Here is a 21,346-nt window from a genome sequence, read left to right on the forward strand (position 1 = left end):
CCCCCCGCGCCCCGCCCCCCCCCCCCCCCCCCCCCCCCCCCCCCCCGCGGGGCCGCCCCCCCCCCCCGCCCCCGACCCACCACCGGACGGGAACCGCGCCCGGCGGCCGCCGGCGCAGCGACCCGGCACGCACGGAGGCGCGGCCCGTACCGAAGTACGGACCGCGCCCCTGTCCCGGCCCCGAGAGCCTCGCCCCTCAGCCGGCCTCGCTCCTCAGCCGGCCTGGACCCACGGCCAGTCCGCGTCCCGCGCCGACTCCAGAAGCGGAACCATCCGGAAGGCCGCGTCCGAGAGTCCCCCGAACGTGTGCCGGTTACCCCTCCCCGAGGGCCCGTGGCCCACGCTGTAGCCGGCGAGGTTCCAGGTGTAGACCGGGACGTGCGCCGGTACCTGCTCGGTCGGGTCGCCGAACTGGCTGTACATGGCCTGCTCGTCGGTGACGATGAGGACCCGGTCGTGCTTCTTGTAGTGCTTGCGGACCGCCTCGGTCGTGTCGGTGCCGCCGAGGTCGCCGAACCGCCCGATGACCTTGAGCACGGACTCGCCCGCACGGAACTTCACCCGCTTGCTGGTGGTGCCGAACTCGACGAGATCCGCGTCCGCCGCCCGCAGCGCGAGCGCCGTACCGAAGATCGCCGCCGCGTCGGCCCGGTTGAGCTCGGAACGCTCCGACAGACGCGAGTAGAACATCGAGCCCGAACGGTCCACGAGCACCAGCGTCCGGCCGGGCAGCGTGGGCACGTTGGCCAGCGAGTGAGCGAGCGCCTGCTCCAGCGGGTACGACCAGCGCAGCGACGGCGCGTGCCGGTAGGCCGCGAGGTAGCGGAACGGGAACTGCCGCGAACGCGCGACCTCCGCCGGGTCACTGATCTTCGCGGCGACCTGTGCCGCCACCTCGTCGCTGACGCCGGCCTCGTCGAAGTTGCGCAGGTTGCGGACGAGCGCCATGGCACCCATGGACGGAATGACGGCCTCCCAGGCTTCCTTGTCCATCGGCCCCTGAAGCCAGCCCGCCAGTGCCTCCCAGGTCATCCCCGCGTCCGCCAGGCGCCGCGCCCCCTGCTCGCCGGTCACGACCTCGCGCCGCTCGGCCGGCCGCAGCGCCATCAGGTCGCGGTGGGCGGCCAGCACGGGCAGCGACTCGGGGACGACGGCCGTGTCCGGGTTGTGGCGCCGGTCCAGCGCGTACTGGAACAGGTCGCCCTGCCAGGACTTGTCCGGGTCCGGCGCCGCGTGTACGAGGTTGAGGACGTCGCCGAAGCGGTACCCCTTGGACGCGGTGTCGTACTTCAGCAGCGACTTGCCGTGGTAGAGACGTCGTACGGCGTCGGCGATGCCCCGCTTGACGGGCTTGGGCACGTTGCGGCCGTACCGGGAGGTCCAGTAGGCGAGCAGCTCGCCCGGCTCGTCCGGCCGGAGCAGTACGGAGGCGACGACCTGCCGGTTGGCGGGACCGTCGGTGGCGCCCGCGTCCAGGCGCGCCTTCACGTACTCGGCGGCGCCCACGAGCGCGGCCGTGCGCAGGTTTCCCTCTCCGCGCAGCCAGCCCAGCAGGCCGGCGGTCCAGGACGGGTCGGAAACGGCGAGCTCGCGCACGAGCGCGGCGAACCGGTCGTCGCGGGCCTCGCCGGTCTCGTAGAAGGTCCGCTGCGAGACGAAGTTGGCGATCGCCAGGAGGAAGAGCTCGGAGCGTGCGTCTCGCTCCTGTCCCCGGCCGCCCTGGTGCGTCCGCAGCACACGGCCGGTGGAGGTCACGCGGGAAGTGGGCTGCGCCTTGGCCGCCTTGGTGTTGAATCGTGCCATGGTGAATTCCCCCGAATTCGTTCTACGACGGTGACGCCGCGTTTCGGAGGGAGGCACAGCAAATGGAGGGTGTCCGAGATCAGGAGTCGGCGACGGAACTTGTTCAGACGCTCTGCCGACTGAGCTACACCGGCCCGAGGCCGATGACGGGACTTGAACCCGCGACCTTCCGATCCCGATGAAGTAACCGTTGCCTGCGCACCGGGCACCCACCATGAGCTGCGCCTCCCGAGATCAAGTCGGCCGCGGCATGGATTCTTTGAGAGAGAAGTAGCCGCGGCCCGCGCACCGGGAGGTGCATGAAGTTGTGGTGTGTCCAGAGTTCAGGTTCGGCTGAACCGACGTAGGTGCTCTAACCCCTGAGCTACACCGGCGCGTTGTACCGGTGGCGGGACTCGAACCCGCGGCCGCCCCATTATGAGTGGAAGTAGGTCCTGCCTTCGCACCTGGACAGGCATCACTTTAGGAGGGCGGCCGCGCGTCGGGCGAGCGAATTAAATCGCCGGGGAAACCGCGGGAGTTCAGCCGCGCTTCTGGCGCTTCCAGGGGCCGGTGATGGCGAGCATGATCCCCGGAACCTGGATGTTGGCGTAGAGGGTCCGGCCGTCGGGCGAGAAGGTGACACCGGTGAACTCGCTGTATTCCGGCGCCTCGGCGGTGCCGATGTTCAGCTCGTTGCGGGCGATCGGGTACGTACGGCCGCTCTCGGTGGCACCGAAGAGGTGCTGGACGCCCTCGCCGTCCTCGGCGATGACGAGGCCTCCGTACGGGGAGACGGTGATGTTGTCGGGGCCGTCGAAGGCGCCGTCGACGGACGGGTCGGGGTTCACGCCGATGAGGACCTTCAGCGTCAGCGTGCGGCGCTTGGGGTCGTAGAACCAGACCGCTCCGTCGTGCGCCTGGCCGGGGCTCTCGGTGCGGGCGTAGGAGGAGACGATGTAGACGCCGCCGTCGCTCCACCACATGCCCTCGAGCTTGCGGGCGCGGGTGACCTGGCCGGCGGTGAACTGCTTGCGGACGGACACGGTCCTGGCGTCACGGTCCGTGACGTCGACCCAGTCCACGCCGTACACGGTGCCGATCTTCGTGGCACGGGAGAGGTCGTCGACGAACTTGCCGCCGGAGTCGAAGCACTTGAAGGCCTGGAGCGACCCGGCGTCGTCGGCGAGGGTACGGAGCTTCCCGTGGCCGTGCTCGAAGCCCTGCGGGGGCGTCCAGCGGTACAGCAGGCCGTTGGGGTTCGAGGCGTCCTCGGTGAGGTAGAGGCGGTCACGCTTGGGGTCGACGACGACGGCCTCGTGCGCGTAGCGGCCGAGCGCCTTGATCGGCTTGGGGTTCCGGTTGCGGCGGCGGTCCTCGGGGTCGACCTCGAAGACGTAGCCGTGGTCCTTGGTGAAGCCGTTGGTGCCGGCCTTGTCCTCGGTCTCCTCGCAGGTCAGCCAGGTGCCCCAAGGGGTGTTGCCGCCCGCGCAGTTGGTGGCCGTGCCGGCGATGCCGACCCATTCGGCCACCTTGTCCCGGCGCACCTCGACGACCGTGCAGCCGCCCGCGGCGGCGGGGTCGTAGACGAGGCCTTCGGTGAGCGGCACCGGGTAGGGCCAGTTGGCACGGGGGCCGGCCAGCTCGTGGTTGTTGACCAGGAGGGTGGCGCCGCGCGGGCCCTCGAAGGTGGACGTTCCGTCGTGGTTGGAGGGCGTGAACTCGCCCGACTCCAGCTTGGTCCGGCCGCTGTGGGTGATGACGCGGTAGGAGAACCCGGCGGGCAGCGCGAGGAGGCCCTTGGGATCGGTGACGAGCGGGCCGTAGCCGACGCCGCCGTGGCGGGACTCCGCCGAGTCCTCACCCGCGCCCCCGGTCTCCGTCTCCGTGGCGGCGAGCGCGTTGGGGGCGGTGGCAAGGGCGCCCACGCTGCCGATCAGGGCCACGCCTGCACCGGTGATCGCGGACTGCCTGGCGAAGTCCCTGCGAGAGAGCGACATGTGATGTCTCCTGTGACGGTGGGCTCGGACTGTCTTGGGGGGCGGCTGGCGACCTCGGATCGCGGCCACACCGTCCCGCCCTCCCCTGAACACGAGTTGAACGCGCACCGACTTCCGAGGGCCCGCTTGTGTGAATCCACCCGACCGGCGCACGGAACGGGCCGCTCCGGGGAGCGACCCGCCCGGACCCGGCACACGGGCCCGGAACAGAGCGCCCGGCAGACGGCGCCGGACGCACGGCCCCGGACACACGCGACCGAGTCACCTCACGGCGGTGTCACACTCCCTGCTGCGACCGGGCCTTGAACGCCGCCTTGCGGGCCTCCTTGGCGACCTTCTTGTCGGGGTGCAGACGGCCCATGGCCTCCAGGACGTCCGGGGCGGCGGGGTGATCGACCCGCCAGGCCGTGTCGAAGAAGCCGCTGTGCTGCCGGGCCAGGCCCTCGACCAGGGACTGGAGCTCCGCGGAGTTTCCCTCCGCGGCGAGCTGTGCCGCCACCGTGTCGATGGTCAGCCAGAAGACCATCGCCTCGGACGGCGGGGGCACGTCGGGCGCGCCGCGCTCGGAGAGCCAGACCCGGGCGAGACCGCCCAGTTCGGCGTCGTCGAGCACCTCGCGCAGCGCCGGCTCGGCCTCCGCGCCGACGAGCGCGAGGGCCTGCTGGCAGTGCAGGCGGCGCAGTGGGGCGCTCGGGTCCGCGCCCCGCGCCGCGGAGAGCAGCTCCTGCGCGGCGGGGAGCGGTTCACGCCGGGCGAGCCATTGCTCGATCTCGGCCTGGGCGGCGGTCGGAGGGAAGCCGACCGTGCCGTCCAGCAGTGTGTCCGCGCCCTTGTCGGTCAGCTCGCCGACCGCGGGGGCGGAGAAGCCCGCCTCGATCAGCCGGGCGCGCAGTCCGTACAGACCGAGCGGTGTCAGGCGCACCACCCCGTACCGTGACACGTCCATGTCGTCCGCGGGGGCCGACTCCTCGGCGGCTTCCGCCATCAGGGCCTCGTCGACCGGCTGGAACTCGACGAGTCCGATGGGCTCCAGCAGCCTGAACTGCTCGTCGAGCCGCATCATGGCGTCCGAGACCTGTTCCAGGACGTCGTCGGTGGGCTCCCCCATGTCGTCGGGAAGGATCACCGAGGCGGCGAGCGCGGGCAGCGGCACCGACACCTCGCCGAGCGCGTCCTCGCCGACGGTCAGCAGATACAGGTTGCCGAGCACCCCGTCGAGGAGCGCGGACTCCGCATCCGGGTCCCAGTCCAGCGAGGAGAGGTCGATCTCGCCCTCCTCGTCCATGGCGTCGACGAGACCGCCGAGGTCGGGCACGCTCGCGTCGGCCAGCACGACGTCGAGGGCGCCGAGCCAGAAGCCGAGGACGTCCTGCGGGGCGCCGGAGGTGAGCAGGGCGAGGTCCTCGCCCTGGGTGACGGTGCCCTCCGCCTCACCCTCCTCGTCCTTCTCGTCCTTCTCGTCCACGATCTCGACGAGCCCGGTGTCGACGGCCACCCGCCAGGCCTCACCGGCGAGGGCGGCCGCGTCGTCACCGGTCAGGCCGAGGACTCCGGCCGCCTCGGGAAGCTGTTCCTCGACGAGTTCGCCTCCGGCGCCGACACGAGTGGCGGGGCCTGCCCAGCGGGCCAGCCGCGCGGCGCGGGAGAGCAGCGGCGCGGCGAGCGCGTCCCGCGCCAGCCGCGCCTCGGAGTGCAGTCGCACGGGCGGCAGGGAAGAGCTGTCTGACATCGGCTGAGTTCTCCTCCGAACACCATCGGTCACGGCGTGCGCCGGATCCCGCCGGGCGCCGGCGGGCCCGAGGCCCGGGGGCGGCCCGGGAAATCCGTGCCGACTGCTCAGCCTAGACGGATTTCCACCCATGCCGCCCGGTTCATGTGTCCGACAGGTCTCGTACACCGTCGAAACCTTGACAACTCCCCCCGCCACACACGAGATTGACGCGCGTAGAAGTTCAACCGCCTTACGGCCAGACCTTTCTACGCGCGTCACTGGCCCGCAAGCAGGTCGCGCTCCCCCCACCAGTCCACCCTCGTCCCGGCGCTCACGAACGTCCCCGGAGGGATTCCCTTGCCGAGCAAGAGAACCGCGCGCATCGGCGCGCTGACCGTCGCCGCGGTCTGTTCCACCATCTCCGCCGTGGTGCTCACCACACCGGCCCACGCGGACACCGTCCACATCCACGACATCCAGGGCACCACCCGGACTTCCCCCCTCGCGGGCGCGAAGGTCACCGACGTGGCCGGCATCGTCACCGGCGTGCGGACATACGGTTCGTCCAAGGGCTTCTGGTTCCAGGACCCCACCCCGGACGCCGACCCCGCCACCAGTGAGGGCGTCTTCGTCTTCACCAGCTCCGCCCCCAAGGTCGCCGTCGGCGACTCGGTCACGGTGACGGGCACGATCTCGGAGTACGTCCCGGGCGGCGTCTCCACCGGCAACCAGTCGGTCACCGAGGTCACCAAGCCGACGGTCACCGTCGTCTCCAACGGCAACGCCGTCCCGGCCGCGACGGTCGTCGACGCCAGGTCCGTGCCGAACACCTACGCCCCCGCCGGCGACACCGCCGCGGGCGGTTCGGTGAACGCCCTCACCCTGGAGCCGGCGAACTACGCCCTGGACTACTACGAGTCCCTCGAGGGCATGAACGTCCAGGTCGCCGACGCCCGGGTGGTCACCGCCACCGACCCGTACACGGAGCTGTGGGTCACGGTGAAGCCGCGCGAGCACGCCACCCACCGCGGCGGCACGGTGTACGGCTCGTACACCTCGCAGAACACCGGCCGGATACAGATCCAGTCCCTCGGCGCGACGGCCGACTTCCCGACCGCGAACGTCGGCGACAAGCTCACCGGCACCACGGCGGGTCCGCTCGACTACAACCAGTTCGGCGGCTACACCCTCGTCGCCAACCAGCTGGGCGCCCTGGAGAAGGGCGGCCTGGAGCGCGAGACGACGCGGAAGCAGGCGCGCGGCGAGCTGGCGGTGGCGACGTACAACGTCGAGAACCTGGACCCGGGCGACGGCACGTTCGCCGCGCACGCGTCCGCGATCGTGAACAACCTCAAGTCGCCCGACATCGTGTCCCTGGAGGAGATCCAGGACAACAACGGCGCGACGGACGACGGCACGGTCTCCGCCGACCAGACGGTGCGGAAGCTGATCGACGCGATCGTCGCGGCGGGCGGCCCGGCGTACGACTGGCGTTCCATCGACCCGGTCAACGACCAGGACGGCGGCGAGCCCGGCGGCAACATCCGCCAGGTCTTCCTCTTCAACCCCGAGCGGGTCTCGTTCACGGACCGCGCGGGCGGCGACTCGACGACCGCCGTCGGTGTCACGAAGGTGCACGGCAAGGCGCGGCTCACCGCGTCCCCGGGCCGCATCGACCCGGCGAACGAGGCCTGGAAGAGCAGTCGCAAGCCGCTCGCGGGCGAGTTCGTCTTCCGCGGCCACACGGTCTTCGTGATCGCCAACCACCTCAACTCCAAGGGGGGCGACCAGGGGCTGACCTCGCAGTACCAGCCGCCGACGCGCAGCTCGGAGGTCCAGCGGCACGCCCAGGCGACCGCGGTGAACGCGTTCGTCGACGAGATCCTGAAGTCGCAGAAGAACGCCGACGTCATCACGCTCGGCGACATCAACGACTTCGAGTTCTCCGACACGGCCAAGATCCTGGAGGGCGACGGCGAGCTCTGGTCGGCGATCAAGTCGCTGCCGAAGAGCGAGCGTTACACGTACGACTACCAGGGCAACGCCCAGGTTCTCGACCAGATCCTGGTCAGCCCGTCGATCCGCAAGGACTGCGGCCTGGAGTACGACAGCGTGCACATCAACTCGGAGTTCTCCGACCAGATCAGCGACCACGACCCGCAGGTGCTGCGGTTCCGTCCGTAGTCGCTCCGGTACGCGAGAGCCCGGCCCCGTCGTCCGGGGGGCCGGGCTCTTCGCCTGCTCGCCGTACCCGCTCCTCCGGTCGCGGAGCGTGATTCCGCCCGGACTGCGGACAGTGACACCTTCGGCCCGCGGGGGCGGCTCCCCGTCCGGGCGCCGGTCAGCCCGCGAAGACCCCGTCGAGCCAGCCCTTCCAGGCGGCCTCGTCGCCCTTGGCGTCGGCGCCGGGCGCGAAGTCGTGGACGCTCATGCCGACCGGCGCGCCCCAGCGGCCGCGCCCGAAGAAGCGGATGAGCGCGCTGTCGGTGCGCAGCCCGATGAAGTACGGGTTGCGGTAGTCGAGCACGGCGTCGAAGTCCTCGCCGCCGGGTCCCTTCGCCCGCACCCGCGCGCCCTCGGCGGTGCCGTCCGGGAGGCCGAGCGCCCTTCCGACGGCCGCGAAGGCGTCGGAGTCCGCGGACACGCCGGGCCCGTCGAAGGTCGCGAAGGCCACCGGCCGGCCCGCGAAGTGGGTCACGTACTCGCGCAGGGTGTGCAGATAGAAGTCGGTGTGCTTGTCGGCTCCGTCGTACTGGTTGTCCCAGTCGTCGGTGAAAATGCCGCTGTGCACGTACCGGACCCAGGAACCGCGGCCGTCGTCGCGGGGCTCGATGGTGTGGTCGATCTGGTTGAGGCTCTGCGTCGGGAACCCGACGTCCTCGGTGCGCACGGTCAGCCGGTGCGGCGGGTCCCAGGTGGTGATGGTGCTGCCGAAGGGCCCGGCCCCGCCCTCGCGCGGCTCGAACTCCATGGGCCACAGCCAGCCGCCGCTGCCGCTGGTGATCGCGTCCCACACCCGGACGGGCGGAACGTCGACCTCGTACTCGCGGGCGACCTCGAATTCCTTGGGCATGATGATGACTCCTGGCTGATCAGTGGGTGGTTTCGGGGCCCGCGGGGGCCTCCGCGGCTTCGGGTCCGGCCACGGCCTCGGTCCGCGCCACGGCCTCGGGTCCGGACACGGTTTCGGGTTTGACCGTGGGGTGGACGGCGACGACGATCCGGTGCGGACGCCCTGCCTCCGCGTCCCCGTCGTGGTACTTGCGGATGAGCGCGCTCACCCCGGCCGTCAGCTCCTCGATGAACGCGGCACGGTCGGCCGCCGAGGCGAAGGTCACCTCGCCGTCGAGCGCGTACGTCGCAAGCCGCTTGCGGGCCTTCGCGGCTCCGGTGACCAGAAGGCCGACGTCCCGGACGAGCCGGGCGCCGAGCGCGAGGAGCCAGCGGGCGGACAGCTGGTCCCGGAAACGGTCCGGATCGGGCTGTACGGCGGCCAGCGCCTGGGGCGAGATGACGTACGACGCCGCGGTCGCGCGCATCATCCGCTCGGTGACGTTCCCCTTGCGGCGCTCGCCCGCCAGCTCGACCAGGCCGTGCCGCTCCAGGGTCTTGAGGTGGTAGTTCACCTTCTGCCGGGGCAGGCCGACCTTGCCGGCCAGCATGGCGGCCGACGCGGGCCCGGCGGCCAGTTCGGCGAGCAGCCGGGCCCGTACGGGGTCCAGCGACACGACGGCGGCCTCGGCGTCCTCGATCACGGTCACGTCCAACATGACTCCAGCTTCCCACCGAAAACTTTTCTTGTCCAGACGATTCAAATCGTCGGTGAGTCACGGGGCTGGAGTCCACGGGTGGCCGAAGTTCCCGGGTGGCCGGAGTTCACGGGGAACCCGAGTTCCCAGGACGCCCGAGTTCACGAAGGCCCGCGTTCCGGAGCGGCCCGGGCGCTCCCGGCGGGCTTCAGGAGCCGGATCCGGGCAAGACGGCGGTCATGGACGAGAAGCGACCGGAATCGAAGCGGCGAGCTCTTCCGGACCCGGTCACGGACGCGGACACCGGCACCGGCACGAGCACCGGCATCACGAGTACGGGCACGGGCACGCGGACGGCGGCGCCCGCCGGGAACGACGGTCCCGTCAGGCTGCCCGCGCGAGCGTGGTGGTCCGTGGCCTGGCGCACGGCGAAGGAGTTCCGCGAAGACGAACTCGCCGACCGCGCGGCGGCGTTGACCTACTACGGCGTACTGTCGCTGTTCCCCGCGCTGCTGGTGGTGGTCTCCCTCCTGGGTGTCATGGGGCAGCGCGTCACGGACAGACTCCTCGACAACGTGGGGGACTTGGCGCCGGGCCCGGCGCGCGACATCCTGCGTGACGCGGTGACGCAGCTGGCGCACAGCGGCGGTACGGGCGGGGTGCTGGCGATCGTCGGGCTGCTCGCGGCGCTGTGGTCCGCGTCCGGGTACGTCGGCGCGTTCATCCGAGCGTCCAACGCCGTGTACGACCTTCCGGAGGGCCGCCCGGTCTGGAAGGTCACACCGCTCAGGCTGGCGCTCACCGTCACGCTGATGCTGCTCCTCACCGGGAGCGCGATCATCGTGGTGTTCACCGGGCCTCTGGCCGAACGCGCCGGTACCGCGTTCGGGCTCGGCGGCGCGGTGATCACCACGTGGTCGATCGTCAAGTGGCCCGTCCTGCTGGTGTTCGTGGAACTGATGATCGGGCTGCTGTACTGGGCGGCACCCAACGTCTCCGGCCGCGGCTTCCGTTGGTTCAGCGTCGGCAGCGTCCTCGCCACCCTGGCCTGGCTGACCTCGTCCGCGGGATTCGCCGTCTACGCCGCCGGCTACGGCTCGTACAACAAGACGTACGGAACGCTCGCGGGCGCCATCGTCTTCCTCGTCTGGCTCTGGCTCACCAACCTCGCCATCCTCCTGGGACTGGAGTTCGACGCGGAACTGGCCCGCCAGCGCGCCATCACCCACGGCCGGCCCCCGACCGAGGAGCCCTACGTCGAACCGCGTGACACCCGCAAGTGGCCGCCGCGTCTACGGGCGTTGCGCGCGGCCCGGGAGAAGGCGGAGACGGGGATCGCTCCGACGCGTGCCGAGGCCGGCCGGGACACCGCCGAGCGGGTGTGAGGGGAGGCGTCGGCGGCGTGCGTACGACGCGGCGGCGGACCGGCGTCCGGTCCGCCGCCGCGTCATTCCCCTCCGGCTCCTTCGATTACCCGGCCCGGCGCGCGCTACCCCTGGGTCCCTCGGTCGTGCAACTGGCCCAACTGGCTCTGGAACCAGTCGAGTCGGGCCTGGAGCAGAGCGGCCTCCGCGACCAGCTCGGCCACCCCGAGACCGGTCGCGGCACCGCCGGGACCGGCCGTGGCGCCCTCAGGGCCTTCGACGCCTGCCACGGGGCCGGCGGCGGCCCGGACCCGCAGCCCCTCACCGGCCAGCCGCGCGAAGGAGGCGAGCGAGAGCGACGTACGGCCGCGTACGCAGCCCGCGCACGCCGCCGTCAGGGCGCGCCAGCCCGGACGCCCCCAGCCGGCATCGGCGAGCGCCGCGGCCACGGCGCCGCAGCCGCAGGGGCCGACGTCGGCCCTGCGCACCCGCTGACGGGCGTAGCGGAATCCCCGTTCGAAGCGGATGTAGGCGCCGAGGACGGAGACTTCGAGGAGAACGGCGGCCCGGTGTTCGGCGGTGCACAGCATCGCCTCGGCGACGGTGGACTCGTGCACGCAGTGGAAGCCGCAGTCGCAGCGGCGGTGCGGGGCGCGGTGCCGCCGTCCGTAGACACAGCGCGCCTCGTCCACCACTTCGTACGGCAGGGCGCCACCCAGCGACACCCCGGTGAACCCGGCCCGGGTGCCGTCCTGGGACAGCACCGGGTGGGCGATCTTGTATCCGGTCGGAGGCTCCGTCGGGCGTTCCTCGGGGAGCCGCAGCCTCATCGGCCCGCCGGAACCTCTTCGGGCACGGAGGTGGCCTCCGGCTCCTCGACGAGGTCGGGGAGTTGGGCCGTTTCCTCGTGTGCGTGGACCTGTTCCTCCGCGACTCCGGTGGCGAGTGCCTTGCCGAGCCTCATGACGCCTCCCGCTGTGCCGACGACTGCCGTTCAGGCCATGGTGACCCATGACGCCCCGGTTCGGCACCAGTGCCTCGCCCCTCCCCACCCTCCAATGACGTAGCACTCGTTGACGATATCTCGTAGAAGGTTTAAGTGGAACTTCACAATAGGGTGGCCGACACTACGTTCATGACCGTTCCGAGGACCGCCCCCGCGACCCCTGTCCCCCCTGCCCCGGCCGTCGCCGCCACCCCGTACCCGACGCGCCCCGCTCCTCCCTTCGGCCGCGCCCTCTGCGCGATGGTCACGCCGTTCACGCGGGAGGGCGCGCTGGATGTCGAGGGCGCGCAGCGGCTCGCCGGGTGGCTGGTGGCCGAGGGGTGCGACGGGCTGGTGCTCTCCGGGACGACAGGCGAGTCGCCGACCACGTCGGACGCCGAGAAGGCCACGCTGGTGCGGGCGGTGCGGGAGGCCGTGGGCGACCGGGCGTCGGTCGTGGCGGGGGTGGGGACCGCCGACACCCGGCACACCGTGGAACTGGCCCTGGCGGCCGAGAAGGCGGGCGCGGACGGGCTGTTGGTGGTCGCGCCGTACTACAGCAGGCCTCCGCAGGACGCGGTCGAGGCGCACTTCCGGGAGATCGCGGACGCCTCGGGGCTGCCGCTCATGCTGTACGACATCCCGGGGCGCACCGGGACGCGGATCGAGCCGGAGACGATGATCCGGCTCGCGGGGCATCCGCGGATCGTGGCGGTGAAGGACTGCGCGTACGACCTGCTCGGTACGCAAAAGGTGCTGGCCCGGACGGAGTTGGCGTACTACGCGGGCTGCGACGAGTACGTCCTCGCGCTGTACGCGACCGGTGCGGCCGGGTACGTCAGCACGGTGGCGAACGTCGTGCCGGGCCTGATGCGGGCCGTGCTCGACGCGTTCGACGGCGGCGACACGGCGGAGGCGGCCGGGCTGACGCGGCGGGCCGTGCCGCTGATCGAGGCGATGATGGCGGCGGGCCTGCCCGGCACGGTCACCGCGAAGGCGCTGCTGGCCACGCTCGGACTGCCGGCGGGCCCGGTCCGGGCACCGCTGCGGCCCGCCGGCCGGGAGACGGCCGACGGGCTGCGGGCGGTGCTCGCCCAGGTCACGGACGATCTCGCCGTGGCCTAGGACCTACCCCGTTCGGATCACGCGGCGGGGGCTCAGCGCTCGGCGAAGACGGGCTCCCAGCGCCCCACCGTGCCGTCGGTGCCCTTGAGGAAGCCGCTGAGCGGCACCTCCTTGTCGCTGCCGATGGTGACCAGCACCAGCCGATTGTGGAACTCGTTCTTGTCGCCCTTGGCGATGTCCCAGGCGATCAGGGACCTGTCGTCGGCCCAGGCGAGGAGCATCTGACCACGGACCTCGGCCATGTGCTTGCCGGTACGCGCGTCGAGGATCCACGAGGAGGTGTGCCACTTCTCGCCCGCGAACTCCCCGGCGACCCGGGTGCCGTCCGGCGACAGGCCTGCCGCGACGAGCCCGGTGTTGTGGCGCTCCGCGTCGGGCACGCTCACCTCCCGGCCGGACACGTCGTAGAAGCGCTCGCCGGGCGCGACCGCCTGCCGGCCCGTGACGGTCTTCCCGTCGCGGCAGAACGCGAAGTCCTGGCGCGCGTTGATCTGGTTGCCCTGGTCATGGTCGTCCAGGAGCACCCCCACATCGGCCCAGGAGCCCTTGCCGGACGCCACGTCGAAGACGTAGAAGCCGGTGCGGGAGGGCTTCACCGACACAGGGATCCTGTCGATGTCGTCCATCTTGATGCGCTTGTCGGGATTCTCGCTGTACGTCGTCGCCACGAGTCTCGTGCCGTCGTGCGAGAACGCCAGCCCACCCACCGGGTGGTCGACCGGGATCCACCGCTCGACCTTGCCGCTCCGGAGGTCGAGCAGCCCGATCCGGCTCGCGGGCAGGTGCCGCTCCAGTACGGCGGCGGTCCGCAGGCCGGGGGCCACGGCGACCCACGACCACCGGGTGTCCTTCTCGTAGCGGCCGGACTTCGGGTCGAGCAGCCAGTACGTGCGCGCCCTGACGCCCTTGTAAATGCCGTCCTGGGCGGCCCCCCAGTCGGTCTTCTGGGTGTAGTAGGCGGCCATCGCCGTTCTCCCGGCCGCGACCAGCTCGTGCACCGGTGACTGTGCCGGGTGCGCCGAGGGCGCCGGGTGCGTGGTGGCCGGCTTGGGGGCCACCCCGTGCAAGGGACGTACGTCGTGCCCTCCGGAGTCCAGGCTCGGCACCGCGATCGCGGCGGTGAGCACCACGGCCGCGGCGACCGCGACGGACACGATGCGCCGGGTCCGCCGGCGCCGGCGGACGGCGAGCACGCGGTCGGCGAATCCGGGCGGGGTGCGCGGGCCGTCCTCGGCCTGCTCCCGGAGTGTGTCGCGCAGGAGTTCTTCGACGTTCACCGGCGTACCTCCACGGGCGAGAAGTCACGGGACGGCGGCTGCGGCTCGTGCCCCGGGCCGAGCGCGGCCAGTTCGGGGGCGAGCGTCCGCAGCCGGGCGAGCGAGCGATGTGCCGTGGAGCGCACGGTTCCGACGGAGCAGCCGAGGAGCCGGGCCACCTCGGCCTCGGGCAGATCCTCGAAGTAGCGCAGCACGAGCACGGTGCGCTGCCGCGCGGTGAGCCGGGCCAGCGCGCCCCGCATGACGATCCGCAGTTCGGCGGCCGCCGAGGCGTCCGTGCCGGGGACCGCGGGACCGGACGTCTCGGGTGGTTCGGCGACGCTCAGTTCGCGTCTCGGCCACTTCAGCCGCCAGCGGCTCACCTGCTGCCGGTACAGGATCCGCCGTACGTACGCCTCGGGTTCGTCGATCCGGTTCCAGCGGCCGGCCACCTTGATCAGCGCGTTCTGCAGCAGATCCTCGGCGGCGTGCCGGTCTCCCCCGCTGAGCAGCACCGCCGTCTTCAGCAGCGCGGACGACCTGTTCGCCACGAAGTCCCGGAAGGTCTCATCCGCTTCGGCATCCATCGTCACCTTCTCGTCCCCGGCGGCCCCTTGTGACCCGCCCCTGTGCCCCTGGTGACGCGCGCCGCCACCTCCCGCTATGCCTCCGAGCCGAGAAAATTGCGCCCGCCTGCGCCGCCGGCGCCCTCTAGGGTGACCCGATGAGCCGACCCCTGCTGTTCCTCGACGTCGACGGCCCGCTCAATCCGTACGCGGCCCAGAAGGAGCGCCGGCCCGCGGGCTACACCACGATCCGCGTGGCGCTGAGGCCCGGCCGGCCGCTGCGGGTCTGGCTCCACCCCGGCCACGGCCGTGCCCTTTTGGCCCTCGGCTACGACCTGTGCTGGGCCACCACCTGGATGGACTCCGCGAACCGCTGGATCGGCCCCGTGATCGGCCTGCCCGAACTCCCCTACGTCGATTTCACCGGCGCCCTCTTCACCGAGCGCCCCGACGGCGTCCACTGGAAGACGGAACGCATCGTGGCCTACGCCGAGGGCCGCCCGTTCGCCTGGGTGGACGACGAACAGAGCCCGGCCGACGAGACGTTCGTCTCCGCCCACCACCCGGCCCCCGCCCTCCTGCACCACGTGAACCCCCGCGTCGGCCTGAGCGAGCCCGACTTCGCCGCGCTGGCGGAGTTCGCGTCCCGGCTGTGAGGACGCCTGACGTCGAGAGGTGACGCGCGAGCGCCCTCCCGGGCCGTCCTGGGGCCGTGGAAGGGCGCTCGGTGGTGACCAGCGCCGAACCGCCGCCGGTTCGGCGGCAGTTCGGAGCGATGATCGGGCGGGCGGCCGCGAGTCGCTGCCGCCGTCGGTCAGTTGTGGCTGTGCAGGACCTCGTTCAGGCCGCCCCAGACCGCGTTGTTCGGGCGGGCCTCCACGGTTCCGGTGACCGAGTTGCGGCGGAAGAGGATGTTCGAAGCCCCGGACAGCTCACGGGCCTTGACGATGTCCCCGTCGGGCATCGTCACACGCGTACCGGCGGTGACGTACAGCCCGGCCTCGACCACGCACTCGTCGCCGAGGGCGATGCCCACGCCCGCCTCCGCGCCCACGAGGCAGCGCTCGCCGATGGTGATCCGGACGTTGCCGCCACCCGAGAGGGTGCCCATGGTGGACGCGCCGCCGCCGATGTCCGAGCCGTCGCCGACGACGACACCGGCCGAGATGCGGCCCTCGACCATGGAGGTGCCGAGCGTGCCCGCGTTGAAGTTCACGAAGCCCTCGTGCATGACGGTCGTGCCCGCGGCGAGGTGCGCGCCGAGGCGGACCCGGTCGGCGTCGGCGATGCGGACGCCCTTGGGCGCGACGTAGTCCGTCATGCGGGGGAACTTGTCGATGGAGGTCACCTGGAGGTGCAGGCCCGCGGCGCGCGCGTTCAGCCGGACCTTCTCGACGTCGTCGACGGCGACCGGACCGAGCGAGGTCCAGGCGACGTTGGCGAGCAGCCCGAACAGGCCGTCCAGGTTCTGGCCGTGCGGCTTGACCAGGCGGTGCGAGAGGAGGTGCAGACGCAGGTACGCGTCGTGCGCGTCGAGCGGCTTGTCGTCCAGCGAGGCGATGACCGTACGGACCGCGACGACCTCGACGCCCCGGCGGGCGTCCGGGCCGATGGCCTGCGCGGCTCCCTCGCCGAGCAGTTCCACGGCCCGCTCGGCGGACAGCCGCTCGGTGCCGGACGGGCCGGGGCCCTCGGACAGTTCGGGTGCGGGGAACCAGGTGTCGAGAACGGTGCCGTCGGCGGTGAGGGTCGCGAGCCCGGCGGCGACGGCGCCGGTGGTACGAGAAGCAGTCGTGTCGGTCATGAGTGCAACCTAACTTGACGGGGGCCGCGCGGGCGAACCGGTGCGCGGGGCGTCTCGGTGAGCGGGCGTCCGGTCACCTGCCCGGACCGTCCGCGGCCCCCTCGCGGCCCCGCAGGATCCGCGCCAGCGCCTCCCGGGCGTACCCCTCGTCGTACGGCGTCCCGGTCAGCAGTACCTGGAGGCAGATCCCGTCCAGCAGGGCGACGAGCGCCCGTGCGGTGACCGCGTCGGTGCGGCGGGTCAGTGGTCCGACGAGGCTGTCGATCCACTCGGCGGCCACCGGGCGCAGCGCGGGTCTGCGGAGGGCGGCGAGGTAGAGCTCGTACTCCAGCTCCACGCCCGTGCGGTCGCCGGCCAGCCATTCGCCGGTCAGTCCGGCGAGTTCGGCGGCCAGGTCCGCGCGGGTGTCCTCCAGGGTGCCGCGGGCGGCGACCACCTCGGCGAAGCCCTCGTTCGCCTGGCGCAGGGCGGCGACCATGAGTTCGTCGAGGGTCGTGAAGTGGTACGTGGTGGAGCCGAGCGGTACGTCGGCCTCGGCCGCGACGGAGCGGTGGCTGAGCCCGGCGATGCCCTTGGCGCCGACGACCCGGATCGCCGCGTCGATGATCCGCTGCCGCCGCTCGGGGTCATGGCGCCGCGCCATCACGGTGCGCCGTCCGCCGCGCCGGGCCCGGCCATCAGTGCGCCCCGCCCAGGTTCAGCAGGACGACCCCGCCGATGATCAGTACGATCCCGGCGGCCTTCGCGACCGTGAGCCCCTCGCCGAGGAACAGCATGCCGATCGCGGCGATGGCGGCGGTGCCGACGCCGGCCCAGATCGCGTACGCCGTGCCGACCGACACGGTCTTCAGGGTCTGCGCCAGCAGCGCGAAGGCGACGACGTATCCGAGGACGGTCAGCAAGGACGGCCACAGCCTGCTGAAGCCCTCCGTGTACTTCATCGCGGTGGTCGCGCCGACCTCCGCCGCGATGGCACCGGCGAGCAGTACGTATCCCATGCGTACGACTGTACACATGGAGTCCGCGGATGCGTACGGGTGTACACATTCGGAGCCCGCGGTCGTTCGCGCATGGATCCCGTATATGCCATGGGCACCATGCGCCCCAGCAGATATCGTTCGCGATCACAAGGGGGCCGGAGTCGAACAGACTCCCAACAACACATGGAGCGCGAGGGGCATGTCGGACAGTTCGGGGTGGGGACCTTCAGGGCCGTCGGGACCTTACTGGGGCCCTCCGGGCGGCTGGGGCTGGATGCCGCCGCCACCGCCCAAGCCGGGTGTGATCCCCCTGGCTCCGCTCGGCGTGGACCACATCCTCGGCGGCGCCTTCGTCACGATGCGCCGCTACGCGAAGCCGCTGTTCGGACTCGCGCTCGCGGGCGTCGTGGTCCTGGCGGCCCTGACACTGGGCCTCGAATACGCCGCCTACCTCTCGACGAAGAGTCAGCTCGACCGCATGCTCGCGGCGCCCCGGTCCATCGACTGGACCGATCTGCGCGCCGTCCTGATCGCGTTCGGCACCGTGTGGGTGGTGGGCATGGTGGTCTCGCTGGTGGCGAGTTCCTTCATCCAGGCCTCGTCCACGGCGACCCTGCACGACGCCGTGCTCGGGCGCCGGGCCCACGTCGGCGCGGTGTGGAAGCGTGCCTGGTCGCGCACCCCGTCCGTACTCGGGGTGACGCTGCTGCTGGGCCTGACCGTGGCGGTACCGATGATCGCGCTGATCGTGCTGTTCGCGCTGATGGCGGCCGCGGTCGCGAGCAGTGATCCGTTCGCGTCGTTCGGTCTCGTCCTTCTGCTCGTACTGGTCGCGGTGCCCCTGATGGTCTGGCTGTTCGTCCGGTTCAGCTTCGCCCCGGCCGCCGCCGTCCTGGAGGGAGCGTCCCCGGTGACGGCGATGCGCCGGTCGGCGCGACTGGTCCGGGGCGCGTGGTGGCGTACGTTCGGCATCCTGCTGCTGGGCGGCCTGATCATGTTCATCGTCTCCATCGTGATCAATGTGCCGTTCCAGTTCGCGATGCCGGCCCCACAGCCGTACGACCTCTCGTCGGCGCGAGAACCCGCGAGCGTGACCGAGATCTACGCCCGGATGATGCCCGACATGGGGCGCTCCCTGGTGCTCTCGGCGATCTCGGGCATCTTCGTCCAGCTCTTCTCCCTGGTGTTCATGCCGCTGGTGAGCAGCCTGCTGTACATCGACCAGCGCATCCGAAAGGAAGGCCTGGCGGACGTACTGGTGCGCGCGGCCGCCGTCACGGAGGCGCCCGGCGGGCCCGGGACACCTGGCACACCCGGGACGCCCGACTCAGTCGAGTAGTGACTTCTTCGGCCTCAGCACGCAGAACTCGTTGCCCTCGGGATCGGCGAGGACGGTCCACGTCACGTCCTCGCCCTGCCCCACGTCCGCCCGGCGCGCCCCGAGGGCGAGGATCCGCTCGACCTCGGCGGCCCGGTCGTCCGGCGTGAGATCGATGTGGAGCCGGTTCTTGACGGTCTTGCGCTCGCCGACGGGGACGAAGCAGATTCCGGGGAGCGCGTTCGCGTCGGCGCCGATGACGATCTCGTCCTCCTCCTCGAACAGCACCTGCCAGTCGAGGACCTGACACCAGAAACGGGCGAGCGCCGGCAGGTCGTGGGCGTCGATGACCAGTTGGTAGAAAGAGACAGCCATGAACGGCAGTCTCCCCCCGCGACGAAGGCTCGGCCGACAGGCACACCGGCGCCGGCACCCCGGCGGGCACGCTCCCCCGGCGACGAAGCCTCCGCCGACAGGCACAGCGCACACACCCGGGCCGCCACTCCCCCGCGGGCACCGTCGCCCGACCGCCCGTCGGCCCTCACCGAACGAGCGCCGGCCCAGCCCAACTACCCATCCTCTGTGGGCGATTGCCCGAAAAGAGCCGTACGTAAATACCTGCATCGCCGCTGGAAACGACTGCTCGGTAGTCACCGGTTCCACTACTGTTTCACCAGCCGCACACCGGGTCTCCATGACCGCCCGCTCCGTGTGCCGCGTCCCCCACCTCGCTTCACCCCTCACGCGCTCGCCCTCCCCCGCTTAGGAACGCGCATGCCAGAAGTGACGCCCGGATCCGGTTCCGACGGGTCCACCCCCTCCAGGGAGATCGAGCCCTGGCGCCCCACCCCGCGCGGCGCGCCCTACCCGGTGTCGACCGACCTCGTACCCGTGTCCCCCACGCCCTGGGAGGCCCTCGGGGCGGACGACGAGAGCAGGCTGCCGGGAACACGCCGGCTCTGGCTGGCCTGTGGGCTCGCGGCGGCCGTCACGATCGCCGTCATCGCCGTGGTCTCCGTACAGGCGAACTCTTCTGACGTCTCGTCACGTCAGGCGGGCAACAGGACCGCGGCCGACACGGCGAACCCCTTCCTCTTCGGCGCGCCCGCGGGAACGACCACGGCCCCGGCGGGCAAGGACGCGCTGTCCTCGCCGGGGACCTCACGCTCGGCCTCGGCGGATTCCGCGTCGCGGGGTTCCGTGTCGCCGGATCCGTCGGACCGGGGTTCCGACAGCGGGACCGCCCACGCGAAGTCGACGCCCGCCGCCTCCAACAGCGCTTCCGCGCCCCGGCAGGCCTCGCGGCTGAAGTCCGTCCAGGCGGTCAACTACCCCGACCGCTACTGGCATCTGAGCGACGGTCAGGTCCGGCTCGACCCGGTCGGCTCCGGCAGCCCGGCCGCGACCCGGCGGGCCGCCAGCTTCACGGTGGTCCCAGGACTGGCGAAGTCCTCCTGCTACTCCTTCGCCACCACCGACGGCTCCTACCTGCGCCACCGCGACTTCGTCCTGCGCGCCGACCGCGACGACGGCTCCACGCTCTTCCGGCAGGACGCCACCTTCTGCCCACGGGCGTCCTCCCGCTCGGGCGCCGTCATGCTGGAGGCGGTCAACTACCCGGGCCGTTTCCTGCGCCACCGCAACTTCCGGCTCGTCCTCGGGCGTTACGAGCGCGACAGGCTCTACGGGGAGGACTCCGCGTTCCGCCTGGTGCGCGGCCTGGCCTGAGCCCGGGGCGCCCGCCGGGGAAACGCGACGGGGCGGCACCCGAAGGTGCCGCCCCGTGCGAGGTGCTCGAGGGCCGAGGCCCTGGACCGAGGACTCAGACGTTGAACCCGAGCGCGCGAAGCTGCTCGCGGCCGTCGTCCGTGATCTTGTCCGGGCCCCACGGCGGCATCCAGACCCAGTTGATGCGCAGCTCGTTGACGAGACCGTCCGTGGCGGACTTGGCCTGGTCCTCGATGACGTCGGTGAGCGGGCAGGCCGCGGACGTCAGGGTCATGTCGATCGTCGCGATGTTCGCGTCGTCGATGTGAATGCCGTAGATGAGGCCGAGGTTGACGACGTCGATGCCCAGCTCGGGGTCGACGACGTCGTAGAGCGCCTCGCGGACCTCTTCCTCCGAGGCGGGCTTCGTCGTCAGGCTCCCGCCCGACGCCGCGGCGGCCTCGCCGGACGCGGCCACGGACTCGTCCGACGTCACGACGGTCTCGTCCGATGTCACAGTGTTCTCGCTCATGCCGTCTTCCTCTCGGCGCTCTCGCCCAGTACCTGGGCCGTCGCGTCCTTCCACGCCATCCAGCTGAGGAGGGCGCACTTGACCCGGGCCGGGTACTTGGAGACACCGGCGAACGCGACCGCGTCCTCCAGCACCTCCTCCATCGCGTCGTCGGGCTCGATCCGGCCCTTGGACTGCATCAGCTCCAGGAAGGTCTCCTGGATCTTCTGCGCGTCGGACACGTCCTTGCCGACCAGGAGGTCGTTCAGAACGGAGGCCGAGGCCTGGCTGATCGAGCAGCCCTGGCCCTCGTACGAGATGTCCTCGATCCGCTCGCCGTCGTACTTCACACGCAGGGTGATCTCGTCACCGCACGTGGGATTGACGTGGTGCACCTCGGCGTCGCCGTCCCTGAGACCGCGCCCGTGCGGGTGCTTGTAGTGGTCCAGGATGACTTCCTGGTACATCGAATCCAGCTTCACGTTCCC

General features: G+C 71.6%; 21 protein-coding genes. 6 read left to right on the forward strand and 15 right to left on the reverse strand.

Annotated features, from left to right (window positions below):
• Positions 1-213: 213 nt before the first annotated feature.
• The 3 genes from ACFYW9_RS38080 to ACFYW9_RS38090 all read right to left on the reverse strand — a co-directional run bounded on the left by ACFYW9_RS38080 (position 214) and on the right by ACFYW9_RS38090 (position 5,511).
• On the reverse strand, positions 214-1,803 hold the full coding sequence (locus ACFYW9_RS38080; protein ID WP_389159656.1) for a TROVE domain-containing protein: 1,590 nt from the start codon (positions 1,801-1,803) through the stop codon (positions 214-216).
• Positions 1,804-2,324: 521 nt separating this feature from the next.
• Positions 2,325-3,782 carry an alkaline phosphatase PhoX gene (locus ACFYW9_RS38085; RefSeq protein WP_351873502.1) on the reverse strand — a complete coding sequence of 486 codons (1,458 nt, stop codon included), beginning with the start codon at positions 3,780-3,782 and terminating at the stop codon, positions 2,325-2,327.
• Between the two features lie 277 nt (positions 3,783-4,059).
• Positions 4,060-5,511, reverse strand: a complete 1,452-nt coding sequence (locus tag ACFYW9_RS38090; RefSeq protein ID WP_389159657.1) for a hypothetical protein — start codon at positions 5,509-5,511, stop codon at positions 4,060-4,062.
• A 339-nt stretch (positions 5,512-5,850) separates the two neighbouring features.
• Here ACFYW9_RS38090 and ACFYW9_RS38095 point away from each other — a divergent pair, with 339 nt between their 5' ends.
• Positions 5,851-7,677: an endonuclease/exonuclease/phosphatase family protein gene (locus tag ACFYW9_RS38095; protein ID WP_389159658.1), complete on the forward strand. Its 1,827-nt coding sequence runs from the start codon at positions 5,851-5,853 to the stop codon at positions 7,675-7,677.
• Between the two features lie 157 nt (positions 7,678-7,834).
• On the opposite strand, the gene ACFYW9_RS38100 is transcribed toward ACFYW9_RS38095, so the two are convergent.
• Together ACFYW9_RS38100 and ACFYW9_RS38105 are read right to left on the reverse strand one after the other, a co-directional pair.
• Entirely contained in the window at positions 7,835-8,566 is a 732-nt protein-coding gene (locus tag ACFYW9_RS38100) for an SRPBCC domain-containing protein (RefSeq protein WP_351873511.1), read from the reverse strand.
• Positions 8,567-8,585: 19 nt separating this feature from the next.
• The gene (locus tag ACFYW9_RS38105; protein ID WP_389159659.1) at positions 8,586-9,263 is read right to left on the reverse strand and encodes an ArsR/SmtB family transcription factor; all 678 of its coding nucleotides are present in this window, start codon (positions 9,261-9,263) and stop codon (positions 8,586-8,588) included.
• A 218-nt stretch (positions 9,264-9,481) separates the two neighbouring features.
• Here ACFYW9_RS38105 and ACFYW9_RS38110 point away from each other — a divergent pair, with 218 nt between their 5' ends.
• Positions 9,482-10,627, forward strand: coding sequence for a YihY/virulence factor BrkB family protein (locus tag ACFYW9_RS38110; RefSeq protein ID WP_389159660.1), 1,146 nt, complete (start codon positions 9,482-9,484; stop codon positions 10,625-10,627).
• Positions 10,628-10,731: 104 nt separating this feature from the next.
• Here ACFYW9_RS38110 and ACFYW9_RS38115 read toward each other — a convergent pair whose 3' ends face one another.
• Together ACFYW9_RS38115 and ACFYW9_RS38120 are read right to left on the reverse strand one after the other, a co-directional pair.
• Positions 10,732-11,436, reverse strand: a complete 705-nt coding sequence (locus tag ACFYW9_RS38115; protein WP_389159661.1) for a hypothetical protein — start codon at positions 11,434-11,436, stop codon at positions 10,732-10,734.
• Positions 11,433-11,570 carry a hypothetical protein gene (locus ACFYW9_RS38120; protein WP_351873521.1) on the reverse strand — a complete coding sequence of 46 codons (138 nt, stop codon included), beginning with the start codon at positions 11,568-11,570 and terminating at the stop codon, positions 11,433-11,435. Before ACFYW9_RS38120 ends, ACFYW9_RS38115 begins: the two co-directional genes overlap by 4 nt.
• 171 nt (positions 11,571-11,741) lie before the next feature.
• On the opposite strand from ACFYW9_RS38120, the gene dapA reads away from it, so the two are divergent.
• Positions 11,742-12,716, forward strand: a complete 975-nt coding sequence (gene dapA, locus ACFYW9_RS38125) for a 4-hydroxy-tetrahydrodipicolinate synthase (protein ID WP_389159662.1) — start codon at positions 11,742-11,744, stop codon at positions 12,714-12,716.
• Between the two features lie 32 nt (positions 12,717-12,748).
• On the opposite strand, the gene ACFYW9_RS38130 is transcribed toward dapA, so the two are convergent.
• Positions 12,749-13,993 carry a WD40 repeat domain-containing protein gene (locus ACFYW9_RS38130; protein WP_389159663.1) on the reverse strand — a complete coding sequence of 415 codons (1,245 nt, stop codon included), beginning with the start codon at positions 13,991-13,993 and terminating at the stop codon, positions 12,749-12,751.
• Positions 13,990-14,559: a SigE family RNA polymerase sigma factor gene (locus ACFYW9_RS38135; RefSeq protein ID WP_328453767.1), complete on the reverse strand. Its 570-nt coding sequence runs from the start codon at positions 14,557-14,559 to the stop codon at positions 13,990-13,992. The genes ACFYW9_RS38130 and ACFYW9_RS38135 overlap by 4 nt, the downstream gene beginning before the upstream one ends.
• A 137-nt stretch (positions 14,560-14,696) precedes the next feature.
• Here ACFYW9_RS38135 and ACFYW9_RS38140 point away from each other — a divergent pair, with 137 nt between their 5' ends.
• A complete protein-coding gene (locus tag ACFYW9_RS38140) occupies positions 14,697-15,194 on the forward strand; it encodes a hypothetical protein (protein WP_389159664.1) in 498 nt (165 codons plus the stop codon).
• A 158-nt stretch (positions 15,195-15,352) separates the two neighbouring features.
• On the opposite strand, the gene dapD is transcribed toward ACFYW9_RS38140, so the two are convergent.
• The 3 genes from dapD to ACFYW9_RS38155 all read right to left on the reverse strand — a co-directional run bounded on the left by dapD (position 15,353) and on the right by ACFYW9_RS38155 (position 17,340).
• Positions 15,353-16,342: a 2,3,4,5-tetrahydropyridine-2,6-dicarboxylate N-succinyltransferase gene (gene dapD / locus ACFYW9_RS38145; protein WP_326788480.1), complete on the reverse strand. Its 990-nt coding sequence runs from the start codon at positions 16,340-16,342 to the stop codon at positions 15,353-15,355.
• 73 nt (positions 16,343-16,415) lie between these two features.
• On the reverse strand, positions 16,416-16,985 hold the full coding sequence (locus ACFYW9_RS38150; protein ID WP_351873589.1) for a TetR family transcriptional regulator: 570 nt from the start codon (positions 16,983-16,985) through the stop codon (positions 16,416-16,418).
• Between the two features lie 34 nt (positions 16,986-17,019).
• Entirely contained in the window at positions 17,020-17,340 is a 321-nt protein-coding gene (locus ACFYW9_RS38155) for a DMT family transporter (RefSeq protein WP_387296018.1), read from the reverse strand.
• A 283-nt stretch (positions 17,341-17,623) separates the two neighbouring features.
• Between ACFYW9_RS38155 and ACFYW9_RS38160 the strand changes: the two genes are divergently transcribed.
• Complete coding sequence (locus ACFYW9_RS38160; RefSeq protein WP_389159665.1) at positions 17,624-18,661, forward strand: hypothetical protein; 1,038 nt, start codon at positions 17,624-17,626, stop codon at positions 18,659-18,661.
• Here ACFYW9_RS38160 and ACFYW9_RS38165 read toward each other — a convergent pair.
• The gene (locus ACFYW9_RS38165; protein ID WP_389159666.1) at positions 18,650-19,015 is read right to left on the reverse strand and encodes a VOC family protein; all 366 of its coding nucleotides are present in this window, start codon (positions 19,013-19,015) and stop codon (positions 18,650-18,652) included. The two genes, ACFYW9_RS38160 and ACFYW9_RS38165, sit on opposite strands and share 12 nt — an antisense overlap.
• A 399-nt stretch (positions 19,016-19,414) precedes the next feature.
• Here ACFYW9_RS38165 and ACFYW9_RS38170 point away from each other — a divergent pair, with 399 nt between their 5' ends.
• Positions 19,415-20,368 carry an AbfB domain-containing protein gene (locus ACFYW9_RS38170; protein WP_389159667.1) on the forward strand — a complete coding sequence of 318 codons (954 nt, stop codon included), beginning with the start codon at positions 19,415-19,417 and terminating at the stop codon, positions 20,366-20,368.
• 94 nt (positions 20,369-20,462) lie between these two features.
• On the opposite strand, the gene ACFYW9_RS38175 is transcribed toward ACFYW9_RS38170, so the two are convergent.
• The gene (locus tag ACFYW9_RS38175; protein ID WP_389159675.1) at positions 20,463-20,825 is read right to left on the reverse strand and encodes a metal-sulfur cluster assembly factor; all 363 of its coding nucleotides are present in this window, start codon (positions 20,823-20,825) and stop codon (positions 20,463-20,465) included.
• 50 nt (positions 20,826-20,875) lie between these two features.
• Complete coding sequence (gene sufU, locus ACFYW9_RS38180; RefSeq protein ID WP_351873601.1) at positions 20,876-21,340, reverse strand: Fe-S cluster assembly sulfur transfer protein SufU; 465 nt, start codon at positions 21,338-21,340, stop codon at positions 20,876-20,878.
• Positions 21,341-21,346 lie beyond the last annotated feature (6 nt).

Source organism: Streptomyces sp. NPDC002698, from assembly GCF_042888945.1.
Lineage (GTDB): Bacteria > Actinomycetota > Actinomycetes > Streptomycetales > Streptomycetaceae > Streptomyces.